This is a genomic window from Brevibacillus centrosporus (genome assembly GCF_003710815.1).
GTDB lineage: Bacteria > Bacillota > Bacilli > Brevibacillales > Brevibacillaceae > Brevibacillus > Brevibacillus centrosporus.
The window spans coordinates 19,341-37,396 of record NZ_RHHP01000036.1 but is presented as its reverse complement, the minus strand read 5'-3'; the positions used below and the strand labels follow the sequence as shown (position 1 = coordinate 37,396).

16 protein-coding genes are annotated in these 18,056 nt (G+C 54.1%); all 16 read right to left on the bottom strand.

Annotated features, from left to right (window positions below; all coding sequences use genetic code 11):
• Positions 1-73: 73 nt before the first annotated feature.
• The gene (locus EDM55_RS24075; protein WP_246071071.1) at positions 74-1,093 is read right to left on the bottom strand and encodes a tripartite tricarboxylate transporter substrate binding protein; all 1,020 of its coding nucleotides are present in this window, start codon (positions 1,091-1,093) and stop codon (positions 74-76) included.
• A 52-nt stretch (positions 1,094-1,145) separates the two neighbouring features.
• The gene (locus EDM55_RS24070) at positions 1,146-2,645 is read right to left on the bottom strand and encodes a tripartite tricarboxylate transporter permease (protein WP_122961559.1); all 1,500 of its coding nucleotides are present in this window, start codon (positions 2,643-2,645) and stop codon (positions 1,146-1,148) included.
• A gap of 36 nt (positions 2,646-2,681) precedes the next feature.
• Entirely contained in the window at positions 2,682-3,170 is a 489-nt protein-coding gene (locus tag EDM55_RS24065) for a tripartite tricarboxylate transporter TctB family protein (RefSeq protein ID WP_092277165.1), read from the bottom strand.
• Positions 3,171-3,530: 360 nt separating this feature from the next.
• Entirely contained in the window at positions 3,531-4,880 is a 1,350-nt protein-coding gene (locus EDM55_RS24060; RefSeq protein ID WP_092277161.1) for a UbiD family decarboxylase, read from the bottom strand.
• 18 nt (positions 4,881-4,898) lie between these two features.
• Positions 4,899-5,753 (bottom strand): R2-like ligand-binding oxidase, encoded by an 855-nt coding sequence (locus tag EDM55_RS24055; RefSeq protein ID WP_092277158.1) that lies wholly within the window; start codon positions 5,751-5,753, stop codon positions 4,899-4,901.
• A gap of 33 nt (positions 5,754-5,786) precedes the next feature.
• Positions 5,787-6,935, bottom strand: coding sequence for an iron-containing alcohol dehydrogenase family protein (locus EDM55_RS24050; RefSeq protein ID WP_122961550.1), 1,149 nt, complete (start codon positions 6,933-6,935; stop codon positions 5,787-5,789).
• 25 nt (positions 6,936-6,960) lie between these two features.
• On the bottom strand, positions 6,961-8,427 hold the full coding sequence (locus EDM55_RS24045; RefSeq protein WP_092277152.1) for an aldehyde dehydrogenase family protein: 1,467 nt from the start codon (positions 8,425-8,427) through the stop codon (positions 6,961-6,963).
• Positions 8,428-8,463: 36 nt separating this feature from the next.
• A complete protein-coding gene (locus EDM55_RS24040; protein ID WP_246071070.1) occupies positions 8,464-9,804 on the bottom strand; it encodes an MFS transporter in 1,341 nt (446 codons plus the stop codon).
• A 102-nt stretch (positions 9,805-9,906) separates the two neighbouring features.
• Positions 9,907-10,716 (bottom strand): enoyl-CoA hydratase/isomerase family protein, encoded by an 810-nt coding sequence (locus tag EDM55_RS24035; RefSeq protein WP_092277145.1) that lies wholly within the window; start codon positions 10,714-10,716, stop codon positions 9,907-9,909.
• Positions 10,716-12,275: a class I adenylate-forming enzyme family protein gene (locus tag EDM55_RS24030; RefSeq protein WP_122961549.1), complete on the bottom strand. Its 1,560-nt coding sequence runs from the start codon at positions 12,273-12,275 to the stop codon at positions 10,716-10,718. The genes EDM55_RS24035 and EDM55_RS24030 overlap by 1 nt, the downstream gene beginning before the upstream one ends.
• Entirely contained in the window at positions 12,223-12,738 is a 516-nt protein-coding gene (locus EDM55_RS24025; RefSeq protein ID WP_092277215.1) for a (2Fe-2S)-binding protein, read from the bottom strand. Before EDM55_RS24025 ends, EDM55_RS24030 begins: the two co-directional genes overlap by 53 nt.
• A 35-nt stretch (positions 12,739-12,773) precedes the next feature.
• Positions 12,774-13,658 carry an FAD binding domain-containing protein gene (locus EDM55_RS24020; protein ID WP_092277140.1) on the bottom strand — a complete coding sequence of 295 codons (885 nt, stop codon included), beginning with the start codon at positions 13,656-13,658 and terminating at the stop codon, positions 12,774-12,776.
• Positions 13,659-13,681: 23 nt separating this feature from the next.
• Complete coding sequence (locus tag EDM55_RS24015; protein WP_092277137.1) at positions 13,682-14,137, bottom strand: SRPBCC family protein; 456 nt, start codon at positions 14,135-14,137, stop codon at positions 13,682-13,684.
• Complete coding sequence (locus EDM55_RS24010) at positions 14,134-16,560, bottom strand: xanthine dehydrogenase family protein molybdopterin-binding subunit (RefSeq protein WP_246071069.1); 2,427 nt, start codon at positions 16,558-16,560, stop codon at positions 14,134-14,136. The genes EDM55_RS24015 and EDM55_RS24010 overlap by 4 nt, the downstream gene beginning before the upstream one ends.
• A 194-nt stretch (positions 16,561-16,754) precedes the next feature.
• The gene (locus EDM55_RS31490) at positions 16,755-16,886 is read right to left on the bottom strand and encodes an NTP transferase domain-containing protein (RefSeq protein ID WP_139228132.1); all 132 of its coding nucleotides are present in this window, start codon (positions 16,884-16,886) and stop codon (positions 16,755-16,757) included.
• 23 nt (positions 16,887-16,909) lie between these two features.
• Positions 16,910-18,016, bottom strand: coding sequence for an XdhC family protein (locus tag EDM55_RS24000; protein WP_122961548.1), 1,107 nt, complete (start codon positions 18,014-18,016; stop codon positions 16,910-16,912).
• Between the last annotated feature and the right edge of the window lie 40 nt (positions 18,017-18,056).

Sequence of the window (18,056 nt, the reverse complement as noted above, 5' to 3'; positions counted from 1 at the left end):
CTTTTCCGTCCACGTCCAAAAAGAGCTGCCATTCATTTGAACGGCAGCCCGGCTATTTCATTCTGGAAAAATCTTATTTGCGAATGTTCTTTTTGGTGGCCAGATCGGTGTAATACCCCGTCTCTTGATTGACATCCTGGATAAAATCTGCACTTTTCGCATAGGCGGCTTCCACCTGGATTTCCGACAGCTTCTTCGCGAACTCTGGATCCTGCTCCATCTTGGCAATCGATTCCTGCCATTTTTCCACGACGTAATCAGGCGTTCCTTTGGCAAACGATACTCCCGTCCACCAGAAAACAGTCAGTCCTTTGATTCCCAGCTCCTCTGCCGTAGGAACATCTGGCAGGAAGGGGCTTCTCTTTGTGCCGGATACCGCGAGAATTTTCACCTTTCCAGCCTGCACCATCGGCATGATCTCTCCTATCGTATGCACGGCCAAAACCGCATGTCCTCCTGCCACTTTTGGTACGGAATCCGAAGCACCCTTGGTCACAATCATCCTCGACTTGGAAAAATCAGCGCCGATGGTATCCATCCATTCCGCTACGCCAAAGGCCGAAAATCCTGCTGGCCCAACCGATGTCCAGGTCAATTGCTCAGGGTTTTCTTTGACCCATTGGGAAAACTCGGCGAAATCCTTCCAGGGAGCGTCCGCCTTGACTGCAAAAGCCAGCGTTCCTTTCCCAATCCGTGCTGCATAAATCTGATCCTCATTTTTCACCGGTGAATTTACCATCCCAGCCGTCAGCATCGTCGTATTCGAGACGTTGACCGCCAGCGCTGTGTAGCCATCCGGCTTTGCCTGCTTCAATGCATACTCCGCTCCGACTGCTCCCCCTCCGCCTGCTTTGTTCACTACAACGATGGGCTGCCCCCACTCTTTGCTCAAATAGTCTGCTGTTGCCCTCGCGACCAGATCGACGCCGCCACCTGCGGAGTAAGGCACGATATACTCAATTTGTTTGGTCGGATATGGTGGTGCTGCAGGAGCTTGTGCTGCAGGTGCCGGCTTCGGAGCACTTTGTTCAGCAGGGGGAGCTTCCCTTGCGCCACATGCACTGATCGAGACCGCCATCAAAAAAGACATCATCACCGTTGCCCATTGCTTATATGCTTTCAACCCTGACTCCTCCTGTACTTGACTAGCTTGCGACATCGATCCCATGCGCCTGCTCTTCCCTTACCCGTTTGTTGGTCCTTCTGTTCAGCAGGATGGAAATCACCAGCAGCGCGGCGGCCGCAACCAAAATCACCAATGAAATCGGTCGACTCCAAACAATCGCTATGTTGCCTGCTCCCATCGCCATCGTCTGAATGAAGGACTCCTCCAGAAGAGGACCCAAAATAAAGCACAGGACGAGTGGGACGACAGGCCATTTGTATTTATGAAATAAGTATCCAAGTGCCCCAAACAAAAAAGCGGTGCTAACGTCAAACAGGCTGTTTCGCACGCTGTATGCCCCAATCGTGCAGAACATCAGGATGATCGGTGCCATAATCCCGTAGGGCACTCGTGTCAGCTTTACCCACACCCATACCATGGGCAAATTCAGGATCAGGAGCATGGTGTTGCCTACGAACATGGAAGCGATGACCGTCCAGACAAACGGAGCATGCTGCTCGAACAGCACAGGTCCCGGTGTGAGACCATAGATCATCAAGCCCGCAAGCAGGATCGCCAGTGGGGGTGAAGAGGGGATTCCCAGCGAGAACAGGGGAATAAAGCCTGCGCTGCTTGTTGCGTTATTGGCAGCCTCCGGAGCAGCGACTCCTTCAATCGCACCGTTGCCAAAACGCTCCGGATGCTTGGATACCTTTTTTTCTAGATCGTAGGCGAGAAAGGCGGTAATCGCCGCTGAGCAGCCTGGCAGCAGCCCGAGAAAGAAACCGACCAGCCCTCCCCGAAGCATCGGCGCCGCACTTTTCATCAGCTCTTCTTTGCCTGGATAGACGCTTCCCGTTTTGGCAATGGTTGCTCCCGAGCGCCTTTCCTCGATTCCTTTCAATACTTCCGTCACAGCAAAAAGCCCTATAATGATGCTGATCATATCAAAACCGCCCATCAGCTGTGAGACGCCATAATCAAATCGGGGCATACCGGACGAGGGACCCAAACCGACCAGCGAGAGCGAGTAGCCGAATGCCCCCATTAAAAATGACTTGATTAAAGAACCTCCTGACAAGCTGACCATCAGTGTGAGGGCGAGCAGCATGAGCGCAAAATACTCGGGAGGCCCAAACTTTAAAGCCTGATCTGCCAAAATCGGCGCAAAAAAGACCAGACCGATCACACCCAGCACCCCAGCGCCGAATGAGGCGATCGCCGATATCCCCAAGGCTGGGCCACCTTTCCCTTTCTTTGCCAGCGGATATCCGTCCAGACATGTAGGCACGGATGATATCTCTCCCGGAATATTGAGCAAAATAGCTGTCGTCGACCCTCCGTACATCGCTCCGTAGTAGATGCCCGCTAGCATGATGATGCCCTGTGTCGGCTCAAGTACCCCGGTCAATGGCAGCAAAATCGCGATAGCTGAAGTGGGGCCGAGGCCGGGCAGCACTCCTACAAAGGTTCCTACCAAGGCACCCACCGCAGCCATGAGCAGATTCTCCAGCGACAGCGCTGAAGAGAACCCATCCATCAAAAGCTGAATGGTATCCACGGTTCTCCCCTCCTTTCAATCAAAAAAAGATCCACGCGAAAAAGTAATTTGCAGCCAATAGATAAACACCACATACAAGCATCCGGTGAGCAGAATGGAAAAGAAGAGAGAAGTCAGCCATCGATAGAATCCGATCAGGCGAAACAAAACAAAGGAAGCCAGCAGAGTAGCCAGTACGTAACCAAACCAATCCAGCAGCCATACGTAGAGAAAAAGGGTGACAAAGCAAAGGATCAACCGCGATATTTCCCTGTTCCCCGCCAGCGACTCGGGGTCATGGGCTGCGCCTTCTCCCTCTCCGATCTTGGCCCGAAACGATTGGAACAGCAGGGCTGCGCCAAGCACGACAAACACGATTGCCAATAGAAACGGCAACGTATGATCTCCGACGTACACGGAACCGGCATAGCTCTCCAGCCGATAAGCCTCCCTGCTCACGATGAAACCGAAAGCTATGCACAGGAGCGACGCGATCAGGTCAGGCAGGTTTCTCGGGCGTATCACCTCATCACCTCTTTAATTCATTCCTATCTGTACAAAAAGCTATCAACAGCCTATGCACAAATGCCCATTGTGTGCGTAGGCCATGCACGGACAGAAAAAACCGCCCGGGGTGCACTACCCGGACGGTCTCTTCGTCGATCGACTATTTTTTAGCTAACCTGTAGTCCATCCCATGTGACACGAGGACAAACAGCCCAAACAGAAAGGCCAATCTGGGGCGCCCCGCCGCATATAGGGCGGCTGCGGCTACCCAGCGCCCAATTGACCCATGTAGAGGAATGAAATTGAAATCCCCAATACCCACCGTCATTCCAAAAAAAGGCCTGAGCGAATAGAGGACTTAGGAGTGATGCCTCCTCATTATTTCAAGTAATCCTCCAATTTGATCTCGTCGTACTGAGGAATCCTTATGCGAAGATACCGCATAGGTTCGCTGTTTAAGGGTACGGTGCAGTCAAATCCTAGCTTCGAACCCACTCCTTCGTTCGTAGAAGGGTCCAATTTAGATCCCTGTGCCCCATGAATGACGACCAAGTCTCGTTCCGCCTGAAAACGGGTGGCGATGGCCCATTCGACTTCTTCCATGTCATAGATATCCACGTCTTCATCGACGACAACCACATGCTTTATATCGAAACTGTTTGCAAGCGCGGCCAAGATCGCGTTTTTCGCCTCCCCCTCGTTTCGTTTGCTGATCGAGACGATCGCATGGTAACGGCAGGTCCCCCCAGAACTCATGTGGACAGCCTTCACACTCGGAACCGTTTGCCGGACGGTTTGGAACAGACTGGCCTCGCGCGGAATCCCGCCCAGCAGCAAATGCTCATAAGCAGCCGGCACAATCGTGTAAAATATCGGATTGTTGCGGTGGGTAACCGCCGTGATTTCCACTACCTCCTTGTCGCTCTTCGGGCCGTAGTATTTGGGAAATTCACCGAACGGCCCTTCCGGCTCCCGGACATGAGGTAGTATCCTGCCTTCCAGTACAATCTCCGCAAAAGCAGGAACATCGATGTCGACCGTTTCACACCTCACTACTTCCAGCGGTTCATTGCGCAGGGCACCGGCTATCTCCAGTTCATCCACACCGAACGGCGTACTCGCTTGCGACGCCAGCAGCGTGGCCGGATCCACGCCGATGACGATGGCGCATTCAAGTGGTCTTCCCGCCTCCTCTGCCTGTTTGTACAGATGAAAGGTGTGCCGTGGCAGAAGCAAGGCCCCCAGGCGATTCTTCCCCGATACTTGCAGACGGTGAATGGACACATTTTGCTTCCGAGTGACTGGGTCGCGCACGATAAAAAGACCGGCGGTGATGTAGTTGCCCGAGTCTTTCTCATGATGCACTGGAATCGGAAACATCCTCATCAGATCTATTTCTTTTAATACGATGTTTTCCTTTACCGGAGCTTCCCCGTTTTGCACCTGCCTGCAGGGGAGCGGGGAATTGACGGCATCTGTAAATTTGGGTATCAACCCAAACTGATCCGTTTCCAAAGCTTCCGCAAATTGCTCTCTCGTCGAGCAAATGCCGGAAACAACGGGAACCCGATAATCCTCCACCCGAGTGAAGTAGGCTGCTTTTCTCCCATCCAATTTTTTGGCGACGGCGGCAATCTCATACTCCAGATGAACCTGTTTTTCAATGACAGCAAGCCGGTCTGTTGATTGAAGATATTCCAGCCACGTCCGCAACGTTTTTGCCCTCATGTCGAGTGGTGTCCCCCCTTATCTGGCAACTGGTTTCCCGAAGATATCCTTCAGCCTGCGCTCGAACATTTTCGTCAACCGTTCACGCCCCTGAACTTCCGGCGGCGTCGGGTACTCCCGTCCATCCACAATGACCGGCTGATCATAACGGATCAAAATGTACGGTAAGTATTCGTCGTATAGTCCGCGAATGCGCTTTGCATGCTCCGGATTACGGGCAAGCAGCTTCAGCATGCGAAGACCGAAACCGACATGACGCCCCTCGTCTTCTTTGATTCGGGCAAAGCCCTCCGCCAATCCGGGAAAAAGCCCTTTGCTTCCGAACACCGCTTCGTACACATCATATCCTGTCATCGCCTGAACGCCTTCAATGATGCCTTGGTAATGGGTCAATCCTTCCACCAATGCGGCCTCGCGTTCCTCTTCCCCTTTTTCAAGGGCAGCCAGCATCATTTTCACGCGATCATCAAGCTTTTGCTGGACGATATTTTTCACGCCAACGATTCGCTCCCTACCGAACACTTCTTGGAAATAGCGCATGAAAAACTCGGTGTGCTTGAATTCTTCTACCAGCTGCGTACTGAGAAATGCCTGTTGCTCCGTGGAAGAACCGAGCATGATCCATGGGCAAAATTTCAGTGCCACGTTCTCCTCCGCATCGAGAAATCCTGTGCAGAAATGGATGAGGTACCCTTTCAAATCGTCATCGATCGCTTCAAAGTCTTTTTTATCCTGACCGAGGTCAATCGCCGCAGGATCCCATGTTCCAAAACGGATCGCTTTGCGGTACAGATCCCATGCCACTTCATCCGTTGTCTGATTAAGGCTGGGAATGAAGTCATCAACCGTATTTTGATTCAGCTGTTCACCCATAATCAGCTGCCTCCTTGCGATTTCATTTGGCTATCAAAACGCGCGTTGTAAAAGCTCCAGCACCTCCTGTTCGGTCGGCTTACGCGGATTGAATTTCATCATCCCACTCTTGAAGGAATCCCTTGCGATATCGACAAGCTTTTCTTCCTTCACGTTTACTTCGCGCATTCGAGTGGGAAGCCCAATCTCCCAAACGAGTTGGGCGACGGCCTCCGCTGCCTTCTCCTGTGCGCCCATCAACACGGCGAGCTTTGCCGCTTTCTCCGGACACACTGGTGTGTTGAACGCTACGACGTGCGGCAAAAGCAATCCAATGGCGACACCGTGGGCCACATGACAGTGTCCGGATAGGGCACTGCCGATCGCATGAGCCAATCCCAAAAAACCGTTGTTGAACGCCATCCCAGCGAGCAAGCTGCCGTGTGACATCCCGATTCGCGCTGTCATGTCAGAGCCGTCATGAACCGCCCTGCGCAGATTCGCAACCACCACTTCCATGGCTTGCAGGGCCAGGGCATCAGACGCGGGGCTCGACCCCAGAGAAAAATACGTTTCGATTCCATGCGCGAGGGCATCAATCCCGGTGGCCGCTGACATTTTTGATGGCAGGCCAATCGTCAAGGCCGGATCGATCAAGGCCAGGGTAGGCGCCATATAAGGGCTGGTCACGGTAATTTTCACTTGATTGTGCCAGTCCGAATACACCCCGAAGATTGTCACCTCGCTGCCCGTCCCTGACGTAGTTGGAATCGCGACCAGCGGAATGGGAGAGGCTGTCGGCACCCGGTGAACGCCTGCGTACTGGCCGATGCTTCCACCATTTGTGGCCACGACTCGGATTCCCTTTGCCGTATCAATCGGACTGCCGCCTCCTATGGCCACCACACAATCGTACGGTTGCTTCAGAAAATATTCGGCACCCCTATCAATCGTTTCAAGACTCGGATCAGACTCCACCTCCGCATAAATGTCGTAGCCGATCCCCTGATGCTGTAAGGAGAACGTCACGCCTTCTAGCAAACCAGCGGAAACGACGCCTTTGTCGGTAACGATGAACACTTTTTTCACGCCCAGCGGCAATAGGATTTCTCCGAGACGGGTTGCTTTTCCTAAGCCGAATTCAATCGCGGTCGGCAGGTGAAAGGAAAAATCAGCTCCCTGCACGACTTGGTTTCCATTCATCGCAAAGTCTCCTTTCGATGCCGGTTCATTCCACTTCGAAATGGATATGCTTGGTTTCACAGTATTCCATCAGCCCGTCGACTCCGCGGGTCCGACCTAGGCCGCTCTGTTTGTAGCCACCGAATTCCGCCTCCGGAAAATTTTTGTTGTACGTATTAATCCATACCGTCCCCGCTTTGATACCCTTGGACATGCGCATTGCGCGGTTCAGATCGTTCGTCCACACTCCCGCTGACAATCCGAAATCGGTATCATTCGCCATCGCAAGTGCTTCCTCTTCGTTCGCAAAGCTTTGAACGGCGAGGACAGGACCGAAAATCTCCTCGCGCACTACGCGGCAGCTTGGCGAAAGCTCATCGATGATCGTTGGCGCAAAAAACGTTCCTCGATCAAATTCTCCCCCGCTCAAACGATGTCCGCCGGTAATCATTTTCCCCTCGCGCTTGCCAATTTCACAATACTCGGTAACCAGCTCCAGTTGATCCTGATTAATCACAGGCCCCATGTCGGTAGACTCTAGCAGCCCGTTGCCGACGCAAAGATTCTCGGCGTACTGCTTCAAGCGGGCCAATACCTCGTCTTTGACAGCTTCGTGTACCAGCAGCCGCGAGCCGGCCATGCAGATTTGTCCGGCGGAGATGAAAATGGATCGGCCGATGAGTGGGATCGCCTTGTCTAAATTGGCGTCCGCAAACAGCACATTGGGAGATTTGCCCCCTAGCTCCAGTGCCAGCTTCTTGATATTGCTCGTAGCCAGCTCCATGATCGTCTTGCCTGTCGAGGTATCTCCAGTAAAGCTGATCATGTCGATTTTTTTGCTGACACCCATGGCTGCCCCGATCGAGCGCCCTGGACCCGTGATGATGCTGACGATGCCTTTGGTGAACTGCGGCACTTCCGCGATCAGTTTGAACAGCTCGACAGAAATGACCGGAGTCAGGCTGGCCGGCTTTACGATCACCGCGTTTCCCGCTGCCAGAGCTGGCGCAAGCTCGCGAATCATCAGAAGCGCGGGCCAGTTCCATGGGGAGATGATCCCCACCACGCCGATTGGCTCCTTGGCAATCACGCCAAAATTGCCCGGTTCAAGCTGGACGGAGCGACCGAATACCGTCCTGGCCGCACCCGCGAAATACTTCAGGGTATCCACGCATCCAGCCAACTCCTGCCGCGATTCCTTGATGGTTTTCCCTTGCTCGCGGGTCAAAACCGTGGCCAGCCGCTCCAGGTTCTCCTCGATTTTTTGTGCGAAGCCGAGCAATGCTTCATAGCGCCGTTTCGGGTTATAGCCCCAATCGCTTTTTTGGAAAACATCGTAAGCCCTGTCGATCGCCTGTTCCACGTCGGATACTGAGGAATTTTGCGCGGTGCCGACCCATTCCCCAGTTGCCGGATTATAGGATGGCAGCGTTTCGCCAGAGGATGATTTCGTCCATTCTCCCCCTACATAATTGCAGTAATCTGCAGGTTTTTGCTCCGTCACGTACGCCATCGTCTCTATCCACCTTCCCTCTCTTTGGCTCGGGTGCTACTCGAACTTCCCTTTCGTTTCCGGAACGATGAAGCTACCAATCACATACAGGACAAAGACTCCGATCGAAAAGTACATCAGCGAAAACGGGATGTTTTCCGTAGCGCCACTGGCCAGGGTGACAAACGTGGGCATCATCCCTCCCACAGCAAAACCTATGTTCCAGGAAAGTCCTGTTCCGCTCGAGCGAATGGATGTCGGGAAGCGTTCATTGAGGAATATCAGGATCGGTGCATATGCAGCATTTCCCAAAAAGGCGAGGGCAAATGCGTAACCAGTAATCATTGGAATCGTCGTTGCGCTCCCCAGGCCAAGATACAGTACCGGAAGGACGATCAGGTTGATGATGCCAATGATGATGAATGTCTTCTTCCTGCCGATGACATCGCTCAGGTAACCAAACAAGACAGCGGAAATGATAGCGGTTACACTTGCGCCCATGAGAATCAGCGATGCTGTACCACTGGGGATTTTGTTGATTACTTTGAGGAAGGTAGGCAAGTATCCAGAGGTGAGATAATAAGCGGTGCCCCCGCCGATCACGAGGAGCAGATTCACGAGCAGGACGGATAAATATTGGGAGAAGATCGTTTTTACGGGAGAGGCCTCGGGTTTCGCCTCACTGGCTTGCTTTTGTTTCGCCTGTAACCACAGCGGGGACTCCTCCAGTGATTTGAAGACGAACAGCCCCAGGATGGAGCTTAGAATTCCCGCAAAAAACATGAACCGCCAGCCCCACTCGTTGAAGGCTTCACCTGGAAACGCTTCCGAAACGATAAAGTACACAATCGAAGCGAGCAAGGCGCCCAAGCCGGCACCTCCGCCACCAATCAACCCTGACATGAAGCCGCGCCATTTCGGAGGGACTGACTCCGTGCCGATCGTATGTGTAGACGCCACGACACCACCGACGAATATTCCCTGAATCAGTCTCAGGATGAGAAACAAGACGGCTGCTGTCACGCCTACCTGCTGTACGGTCGGCAAAGCACCGAACAAGGCGGTGGAGATCCCGACACCTGTAACCGCAAAAATCATCGCCCGCTTTCGCCCGAGCCGGTCTGCATAGGAACCGAACAGCGCTGAGCCTATGGGTCTCATCAAGAGTGTGACGGCAAAGGAAGCATAGACGGCGGCCAATGAGAGCGTAGGAAGATCGGCCGGAAAAAAGAGCTGACCAATCACGGGAGCAACGTACAGCAGGACAAACAAATCAAACAAATCTAGTGACCAGCCCAAGAGTGAGGCCAGTGACGCATTGATCATCTGGCGACGGCTCACTTCGACCTTTGGCGGGCGCGTCAGTGTAGGCGCGCTCGTATCGTTCACCATGGACATATTCATACCTCCAAGAACGTCTTTTTGAAATAACTCACGAAATATTCAGATATATGCGAGCCTATTGCAGCCCGGGGACTCCCCGGGCTATTTCATGAGGCTTTACTCGCCAATAAAGTTGGGCTTGCGTTTTTCATTAAAGGCATCGACGCCTTCGCGGAAATCATGGGTGCTCCGCAGCATGCCGTACGCGTATCCCTCGATTTCCAGCCCTGCGCTGAGCGGTCCTTCCTGCGAAGCGTTCAATACTTGTTTGAGAACACGAAGGGCTAGCGGCGAATATTCCAGCAGCTCATCGACCAGGTCAGCCACTGCCTGATCCAGATTTTCCTGAGGAACGACCGTCGTCAACAGCCCCCATTGATACGCCTCGGCCGCAGGAATCCGGCGTCCGCGCATGATCATATCCTTGGCGCGGCCCAAACCGGCGATTCTGGCGATGCGTTGCGTCCCGCCGCTTCCAGGGATCATCCCCAGCTTGACTTCCGGCAGCGCCAGCAAGGTGGTGTCCGAAGCGATCCTAAAGTCGCAGGACATCGCAATCTCCAAGCCCACCCCGAAGGTATAGCCTTGCAGCTGGGCGATCACCGGCTTCGACGAACGCTCGGGGGCAGCCACATTCTTGTGGAGGACCGAAAGCTCTTCCGGATGGCGTTCCATGAACTGCGCGATGGTTCCGCCAGAGGAGAACGCTTGATTTCCTTCGCCTTTCAAGATGATGATGCGGACCTCATCATCCTCATTCAGCTGCTGGAAAATCTGATTCAGCTGCGAACGGGCGATAAAGCTGAGCGTATTCATTTTTTCCGGGCGGTCCAGAACGATCGTCGCCGTTTTCTTCTCAAGGTTCTTTTCAACGCGAAGATGATCCCATTGGTTAAGCGTTGCGCCTGCTTGTGTGTGTTTGTCCATTACGATACACTCTCCTTTTTTGTCAATCCTGCTTCATATTGGCCATCCCGCAGCATCCGCCGCAGGATTTTTCCCACCGGACTCTTCGGAATGGATTCGACTAGCACGTACTTTCTGGGACGCTTGAAGTTGGACAGGAAGCTGCATTGCTTGCAGTATTCGTCCAGCTCCTCCTGCGTCAATCGGGGGTCCTTGGGCACGACAAACGCTGTCACAATTTCCCCCCACCGTACATCCGGCAAGCCGACGACGGCGACCTCCGCTACCTTTGGATGCTTGGCGATGACATCTTCCACTTCCAGTGGATGGATGTTTTCTCCCCCGGAGATGATCATGTCGTCCACGCGCCCCAAGACATACAAATCCCCATCTTCATCTATCGCGCCCATGTCACCGGTAAAATACCAGCCCTCACGAAGTGCCTTGCCTGTGGCGTCGGGACGATTCCAGTAACCTTGAAAGGCTTCCTGAGAGCGCAGGTCGACAATGATTTCTCCGGGAACACCGGGTGGCAAGACATCGTCAGGCCCAGAGCCGCCCTCCGGATCCGCCACCACGACACGAAGCCGCTGGTGGAATCCAGGCTTGCCTGCACAACCTGGCTTGCGATCCAAATAATTGCAGATGGAGAAGGTATACACCTCCGACGAACCGTAGTGGTTGACGAAAACCACCGGCTGAAGCTTGGCGATGATCTCCTCGGTCAACGCCTTCGTCATGGCGGCGCCTGCGTAGCCCAACTTTTTTAACGCAGACAGGTTATACTTGGCAAAATCGGAATGGTATACTAGATCATGAAAAATGGTAGGCACCAGATAGACACACGTGATCTTTTCTTTGTCCAGATGCTCGAGGACCAGTCGAGCATCGTAATCGGGTGTCATGACCAGCTTTCCGTTCAGGAAGGCGATCGAGAGGAGGGAACGCATGCCCATCGTGTGGTACAAGGGCATGACGCCAATCGTGCTTTCCTGGACGGAGTAATGATTTTGAATGATGTGCGCTACCGCCGCGCTGTACTCATTGCGATGAGTGCGAGGCACGCCCTTGGGCTTCCCCGTCGTTCCCGACGTGTACAGCATCAGGCAGTAGTCATCGCCATTCCCTGCCTCCAGCTTCACCTCGCCGCTGCCTTTGGTCAGCAAGTCTTCGTAGCTGACATCCGCCCCCCTCGCCCCCAGCACGGCGATCTTCAGCGTTTGCACCCCGCCTACTGCCTGCAGGACAGCACTTTCGCTGACCGGTTCATAGATGACTGCTTTCGCCTGGGCATCATTGACGCAATATTCAATCTCTTCCGACGTCAGCCGGAAATTGATCGGCGTGAACACGGCACCGATTTTTTGGATGGCCCAGTACAGGATGACCATTTCCATCCGATTTTTCAGGACGAGTACCACGCGGTCGCGCCGTTTGATACCGAGAGCCTGCAGACCAGATGCCGCCCGGTCCACCTCCTGATTCAGCTCTTCGTACGTGAGGCGTTTGTCGCCCTGCACCAATGCTTCAAACTGCGGGTGTCGTTCGACTGCAAATTGAAACAGCGTCCCCAGATCCACTCGCTTCTTCACCTTCCTTCTGTCTGTGTACCACTCTCTGCACAGCTTCTACAATTCCCTTGTACCCCGTGCACCTGCACAAATGACCCGAGAGCATGTCTTTGATCTCTTCTGTACCTGGATTGGAATGGGTCTCCAAAAACTCCACAGAGGACATCAGAATTCCCGGTGTACAAAAACCGCATTGCAGGGCATGGCACTCGGAAAACGCATCTTGCAGAGGATGAGGTATGCCGCCTTGGGCGAGTCCCTCCACCGTCGTGATTTCCGCTCCCTCCGCCTGAATGGCAAACATCAGGCAGCTGCGGACGGCGCTGCCGTCCACCAGCACCGTACATGCGCCACAGACGCCATGCTCGCAGCCGACGTGAGTCCCAGTCAGGCCGCAATCCTCCCGCAAAAAGTCGCTCAGCAGCTTCCGCGGTTCGACACGCTCCTCATAGCGCTTGCCGTTTACTTGCATACGGAGGTTGAACCATTCGTTCCGATTTACCTTGATCACGCTGTCCCCCCCTTTGCTACTGCGCGGTTGTATGCGGTTTCCATTACCTTTGCAGCAAACACCTGCGCGAGATGGAGGCGGTATTCCCGCGAAGCGTGCAGGTCACCCTCGGGATCGACGTGTGCGGAGGCTGCGCGGCTGGCTTCCTGCAGCAGGGTGTCTGTCAGTTTTTCACCGATGAGCAAGTCCGCTGCATCCGCTGCGAGCACCGGAACAGCATCTACTCCGCCCAGCGTGAGTCTGACCCCCGTGATCCGATTTTGTTCGTCGGTATCCAATACGCATGCTGCCGCCACCAGCGCGAAATCTCCGTGTTTTCTGCTGTACTCTTGGAACGAGTAGCCCATGGGAATCGACCCCACAGGAATCTTCACTTCCCGCAAAATCTCTCCAGGCATGATGTCCGTCGTCAAATACGTGATGAAAAAATCGTTCAGCTCGACCTCCCTGGCCCCCTCTGCGCTTTGAACGACGACCGACGCGTTCAATGCCAAAAGTGACAAGGGAATCTCAGCGGTCGGGTCGGCATGGACCAGGCTGCCGCCGAACGTCCCGCGATTGCGTGTCTGCATGTGCCCGATGTACGGCAGTGCCTCCGACAGGAGCGGTGCCGCTTCCTTCACCAAGGCCGATCTCTCTACATCTCGCTGCCGTGTCAATGCCCCGATGTTCAGCCAATCCCCTTCCGAGTGGATGTACTTCAATTCTTGCAATCCGCTAATGTCAATGAGGAACTCAGGAGTGGATAGCCGCATGTTGAGAATCGGAAGCAAACTTTGTCCGCCAGCGATCAGCTTTCCTTCCTCCCCGTACTCCAATAACAGTTGACACGCCTCCTCCACATTGGAGGGACGAAGATAATCAAAAGCTGCCGGTTTCACCTCAAACCCCTCCGCATCTGATGTCAGGCTGTTTTTTGTTCATTTTCCACTTGTTTTTTCATCTTTTTGAAAAAGTCTGAGATCAACAGCTTTGCGACCCCGCCAAGCATCCGCTGGCCGATCGACGCTACCTTCCCCCCGACCTCTGCTTGATACGCATAGGTGAGTGTGGTGGTTCCCTCTTCTGCCGGGATCAGTTCGATTAGGCCTTCTGCTTCTACAAAGCCCGGGGCCCCCTCTCCGCGTACGATCAGTTTGTAGCTTTTCAGCTCTTCCACATCGGTCAGCTGAATCGTCGCGTCATACTTTCCTTTCACCGCGGCAACTCCTACTGCCAGGTCGGCGCGGTACTTCCCATCCTCTAGCAGCACCAATTCCTTGCACCCCATGATGCACTCGGCCAGCACCTCGGGATCGAGGATTTTTGCCCATACTTGCTCGACCGAGGCATTCAGCTCGACAGATCCATTTCCGTTCATACCAATTCCTCCTCTTTGCTCTTCGCTTGTTGTATCCATGACCAGATCCGGTTTGGCGACAAGGGCAGCGTGTCGATCGTGACACCGTATGGGGAAATGGCGTCTGCAACCGCATTGGCGATCACTACTGGCGCACTCATCGTATTGCCTTCTCCCAAGCCCTTTGCCCCGAGAGGCGTCAATGGCGATGGCGTCTCGATGTGTGCGATGGTCACCTTTGGAATCTCTGTAGCTGTCGGACACAGGTAATCCATAAAGCTCCCTGCCAGAAACTGACCGTTCTTGTCGTAGGCCAGCTCCTCGTAAAGCGCGCCGCCCAATCCGTGCGCCAACCCGCCCATGATCTGGCCGTCGGCGATAAGAGGATTCAGGAGCACGCCTGCGTCATGGATGGTGAAATAGTCCAGGATTTGCACATCGCCGGTCGCGGGATCGACTTCGACTGTGACCGCATCGGCGACAAATCCGTAGGTGGCCGAACCATTGATCAAATCGTTTTCATCGGGAGGCAGCGCAGTCGGAATCGTGTAAAAGGCGGTCTCGTGAATGCCTGGCTCCGTTCCCGCCGGCAATCCTTGCGGGTTCCAGTGGGCGGAACCGACAAGCCGCTTGAGCGAGATTTGTTTGGTTGGGTCGTCTCGCACCACAACCTTGCCCGTTTCCATGACCAGTTCATCAGGCGAGCGCCCCAGTTGATCGGCTGCGATCCGAAGCAGCTTTTCCCGGACTTTTCCCGCCGCCTGATAAACGGCGCTCGATCCGATAGGGCCAAAGCGGCTGGAGTAGCTGCCCGAGGCTACCGACCATGGGCTGGTCAGCGTATCCATCTCCGCGATCACCTTGACCGTTCGCGGGTCCACTCCAAGCACTTCTCCCACGATCTGAGCCGAGACGGTTTCATGACCTTGCCCAGTAGGGGCCGTGCTGATTCGGACACTGATGCCGCCCATCGGATCAATCGAGACTGTGGCACCTTCCGCGCACCCTGACTTTGGCAACGACCTTCCCCGCTCTTCCGGGGTCAATGCGACAGTGATGTAGCCCATGTTGGAGCCGGATGGTTCGACGATGCAAGCCAAACCGATCCCCAAATATCTGCCTTCCTGTCTGGCTTTTGCCTGACGCTCTCGAAACTCCTCGTACTTCGCCATGCTCATCAGCTTTTCAAACGCCTGCCGATAGTCACCGCTGTCGTAAATTCCACCCGACGGTGTCTGATACGGGAATTCCTCTTTGGCTATCAAATTCCGCCGCAGGACCTCAGCCGGGTCCAGCCCCAGCTTCGTCGCCACCATGTGCATGATCCGCTCCAACGGAAAGTACATCTGCTGCCCGCCGTAGCCCCGGATCAGCCCGGTCGGACTTTTGTTGGTCATGACCGCGATGGTTTCCATGGCAAGATGCTCGATCCGATAGGCGCCGGTGCTGTTGGAGTGCGTCCGGTACAGACAAGCTGGCTCAGGTGCCCGGACATAAGCCCCGACGCTATCCACCATTTTCATCCGCAAGCCAGTCACGGTCCCATCTCGCTTCACGGCTGCCTCGATCCAGGTCACCCTGTCCGTTCCGCTCGAGCTCGCCATCAGATGTTCCTGGCGATCCTCGATCCACTTCACGGGCAAGCCTACCTTTTTCGAGACGACCCCCATCAGCACCATGTAGGGATATACCCCCGACTTGATTCCGTAGCTTCCCCCCACATCCTTGGGGATCATGATTCGCAGCTGGTTGCTGTTGATCCGCAAAGCTGCCGCCATGACCGATTGCAAGGTGAACGGACCGTGGAAATTAGACCAGATCGTCAGGCTGTCGCTGCTTGATTGATAGTGGGCGATGACTCCGTACGTCTCCACTGGTGTGGCGCTGTATTTGGGAAACATGAATTTGTGCTTCACCACAAGCTCCGCCTCGCGGAAAGCCTTGTCGGGGTCTCCATACGAGAATGTGCGGTGGTTGGCGATGTTGGAGCCTACCTCGTCGTGAAGAATGGGACTGTCCGCAAGAAGGGACGTCTCGATATCGACGACGGCAGGGAGTGGTTCGTACTCCACTTCAATCCGCTCCAGCGCATCTTCTGCGAGATACCTGTTTTTCGCCACGACAACGGCCACTGGCTCTCCTACATAGCGGACTTTGTCTACCGCCAAGGAGTAATACTTGACCGGAGCGGTTACCCCTACTGGAAACGGATGGGTCAACTCCACCACATCTTTGCCCGTCACGATTCCTTTCACGCCAGGCATCTGTTCGGCCTGTTCCGTGCGAATCGCCTTGATGCGGGCATGGGGATAAGGGCTGCGCAGGATGGCGGCGTGATGGATGTTGGGCAGCGGGTTCATATCCTCGATAAAGCTGCCTTGCCCAGACGTCAGCCGCGCATCCTCTACTCGCGCCATCGGTTTGCCAATATGCTGCTTGTTCACTTGCCGCTCCCTCCAAACTGGATTGCTGCTTGAACGATTCCTTTTTCTGTCTGTCCAAACCGGTCAATCACCACTTCTAGGACGGCTGGCTCGATTCCCGGCTGATCTGCCAGCAACACAAGTCCACCGTCAACGGGTCGATTACCCAGATAGGCAAATTCGATATCTCACTAAACAAATCTTCAAACTGAGAATTAAGTACAACAACGGCCTCGCTTGCTGTTGTATTCAACCCTTTTTTTAACTACGTGCCTCAACAGGCTTTGGGGTCCATAGGGCAAGAGCAATTTCTGGCAGCCCATCCTCTTAGAAAAACCTGCAGCCATTATGACAATCCCGACTCTAGAATTCACCTTTGTGCCAGTACCTTCTCTGAGACAAACTCGTGTCGCTCATGCAGCGGTTCGTTGCGTAATCTCAGGGACTGGCCACCTCGCCGATTCCGGCAGCTTGTGAGCTCTGCCAAGATGCTCAAGGCGATTTCCTCGGGTGAATCAGCTCCGATATCCAATCCGATCGGTGCATGCAGTTTTGCAAAATCAACGACTATAGGCCTTTTCTGTTCTGTGTGGATTTCCTGGAGAATCCGCTCGATTCTTTTGCGTGGACCGAGTACGCCCAGATAAGGGATCGTAGAGTCAATCATTCTTTTCACTACCTTTGCATCCAGCAGGTAATTGTGAGTCATCACTACGACATACGCATTCTCGTCCACGTAAAGATTCCCGTAATCCTCTCGACTGATTAGCTGCAATCGGTCTGCTGATGCAAAGGCCTGATGGCAGAGTGCATGCTCTCGATGATCAATGAGCGTCACATGCCATCCGAGCCTGCTCGCTCCCTGAACCAGTGGGATTGCATCCGGACCCGCTCCATATACCACTAGCATGGGGCGAGGCTGAACCGTCTCCACGTACAGGGTGACTTGAACATCTTTCAACTCCCAATGGACGAGCCCCCTGGATCCATTGCGTATCCTCGGCGTACTTCGCTCATCTTGTTCAAAAATGTAAGGGGTTCCAATTTGATGTGTGGAAGGATCAGCCGTATCAATTACGATACCTACAATAAACTCCTTCCGACAGAAGACTTTCTTCTCATACATCTGGAACACATGATTGGTGTATGCAGGGTATCGAACGGGATCAAATGGCTGCAGAAGAATCTTCATAGCGCCATTGCAGCCTACTCCCATGCCCCAGAGCAAATCTTCCTCCGACCGGAAATCATAATGCTGCGTTCGCGCTCTTCCCGATTCGAGAACGTCCCTAGCATGCTCAAACAAATCCCCTTCGACGCACCCAGCACTCACGGTCCCCAGCACTTTGCCGTCTTCTGTAATGAAACAGCTCGCCCCTTCACGCCTGTAGGTGGACCCGTCTACTTCAATGATTGTCGCTAGGACTGCTCGTTGCTTGTTTTCCAGGCAGTGCTTCAACCCTTCATAGATCTCCATCAATTCTGTATCACCTCAAATCTTGGAAGTGCATGCTTCT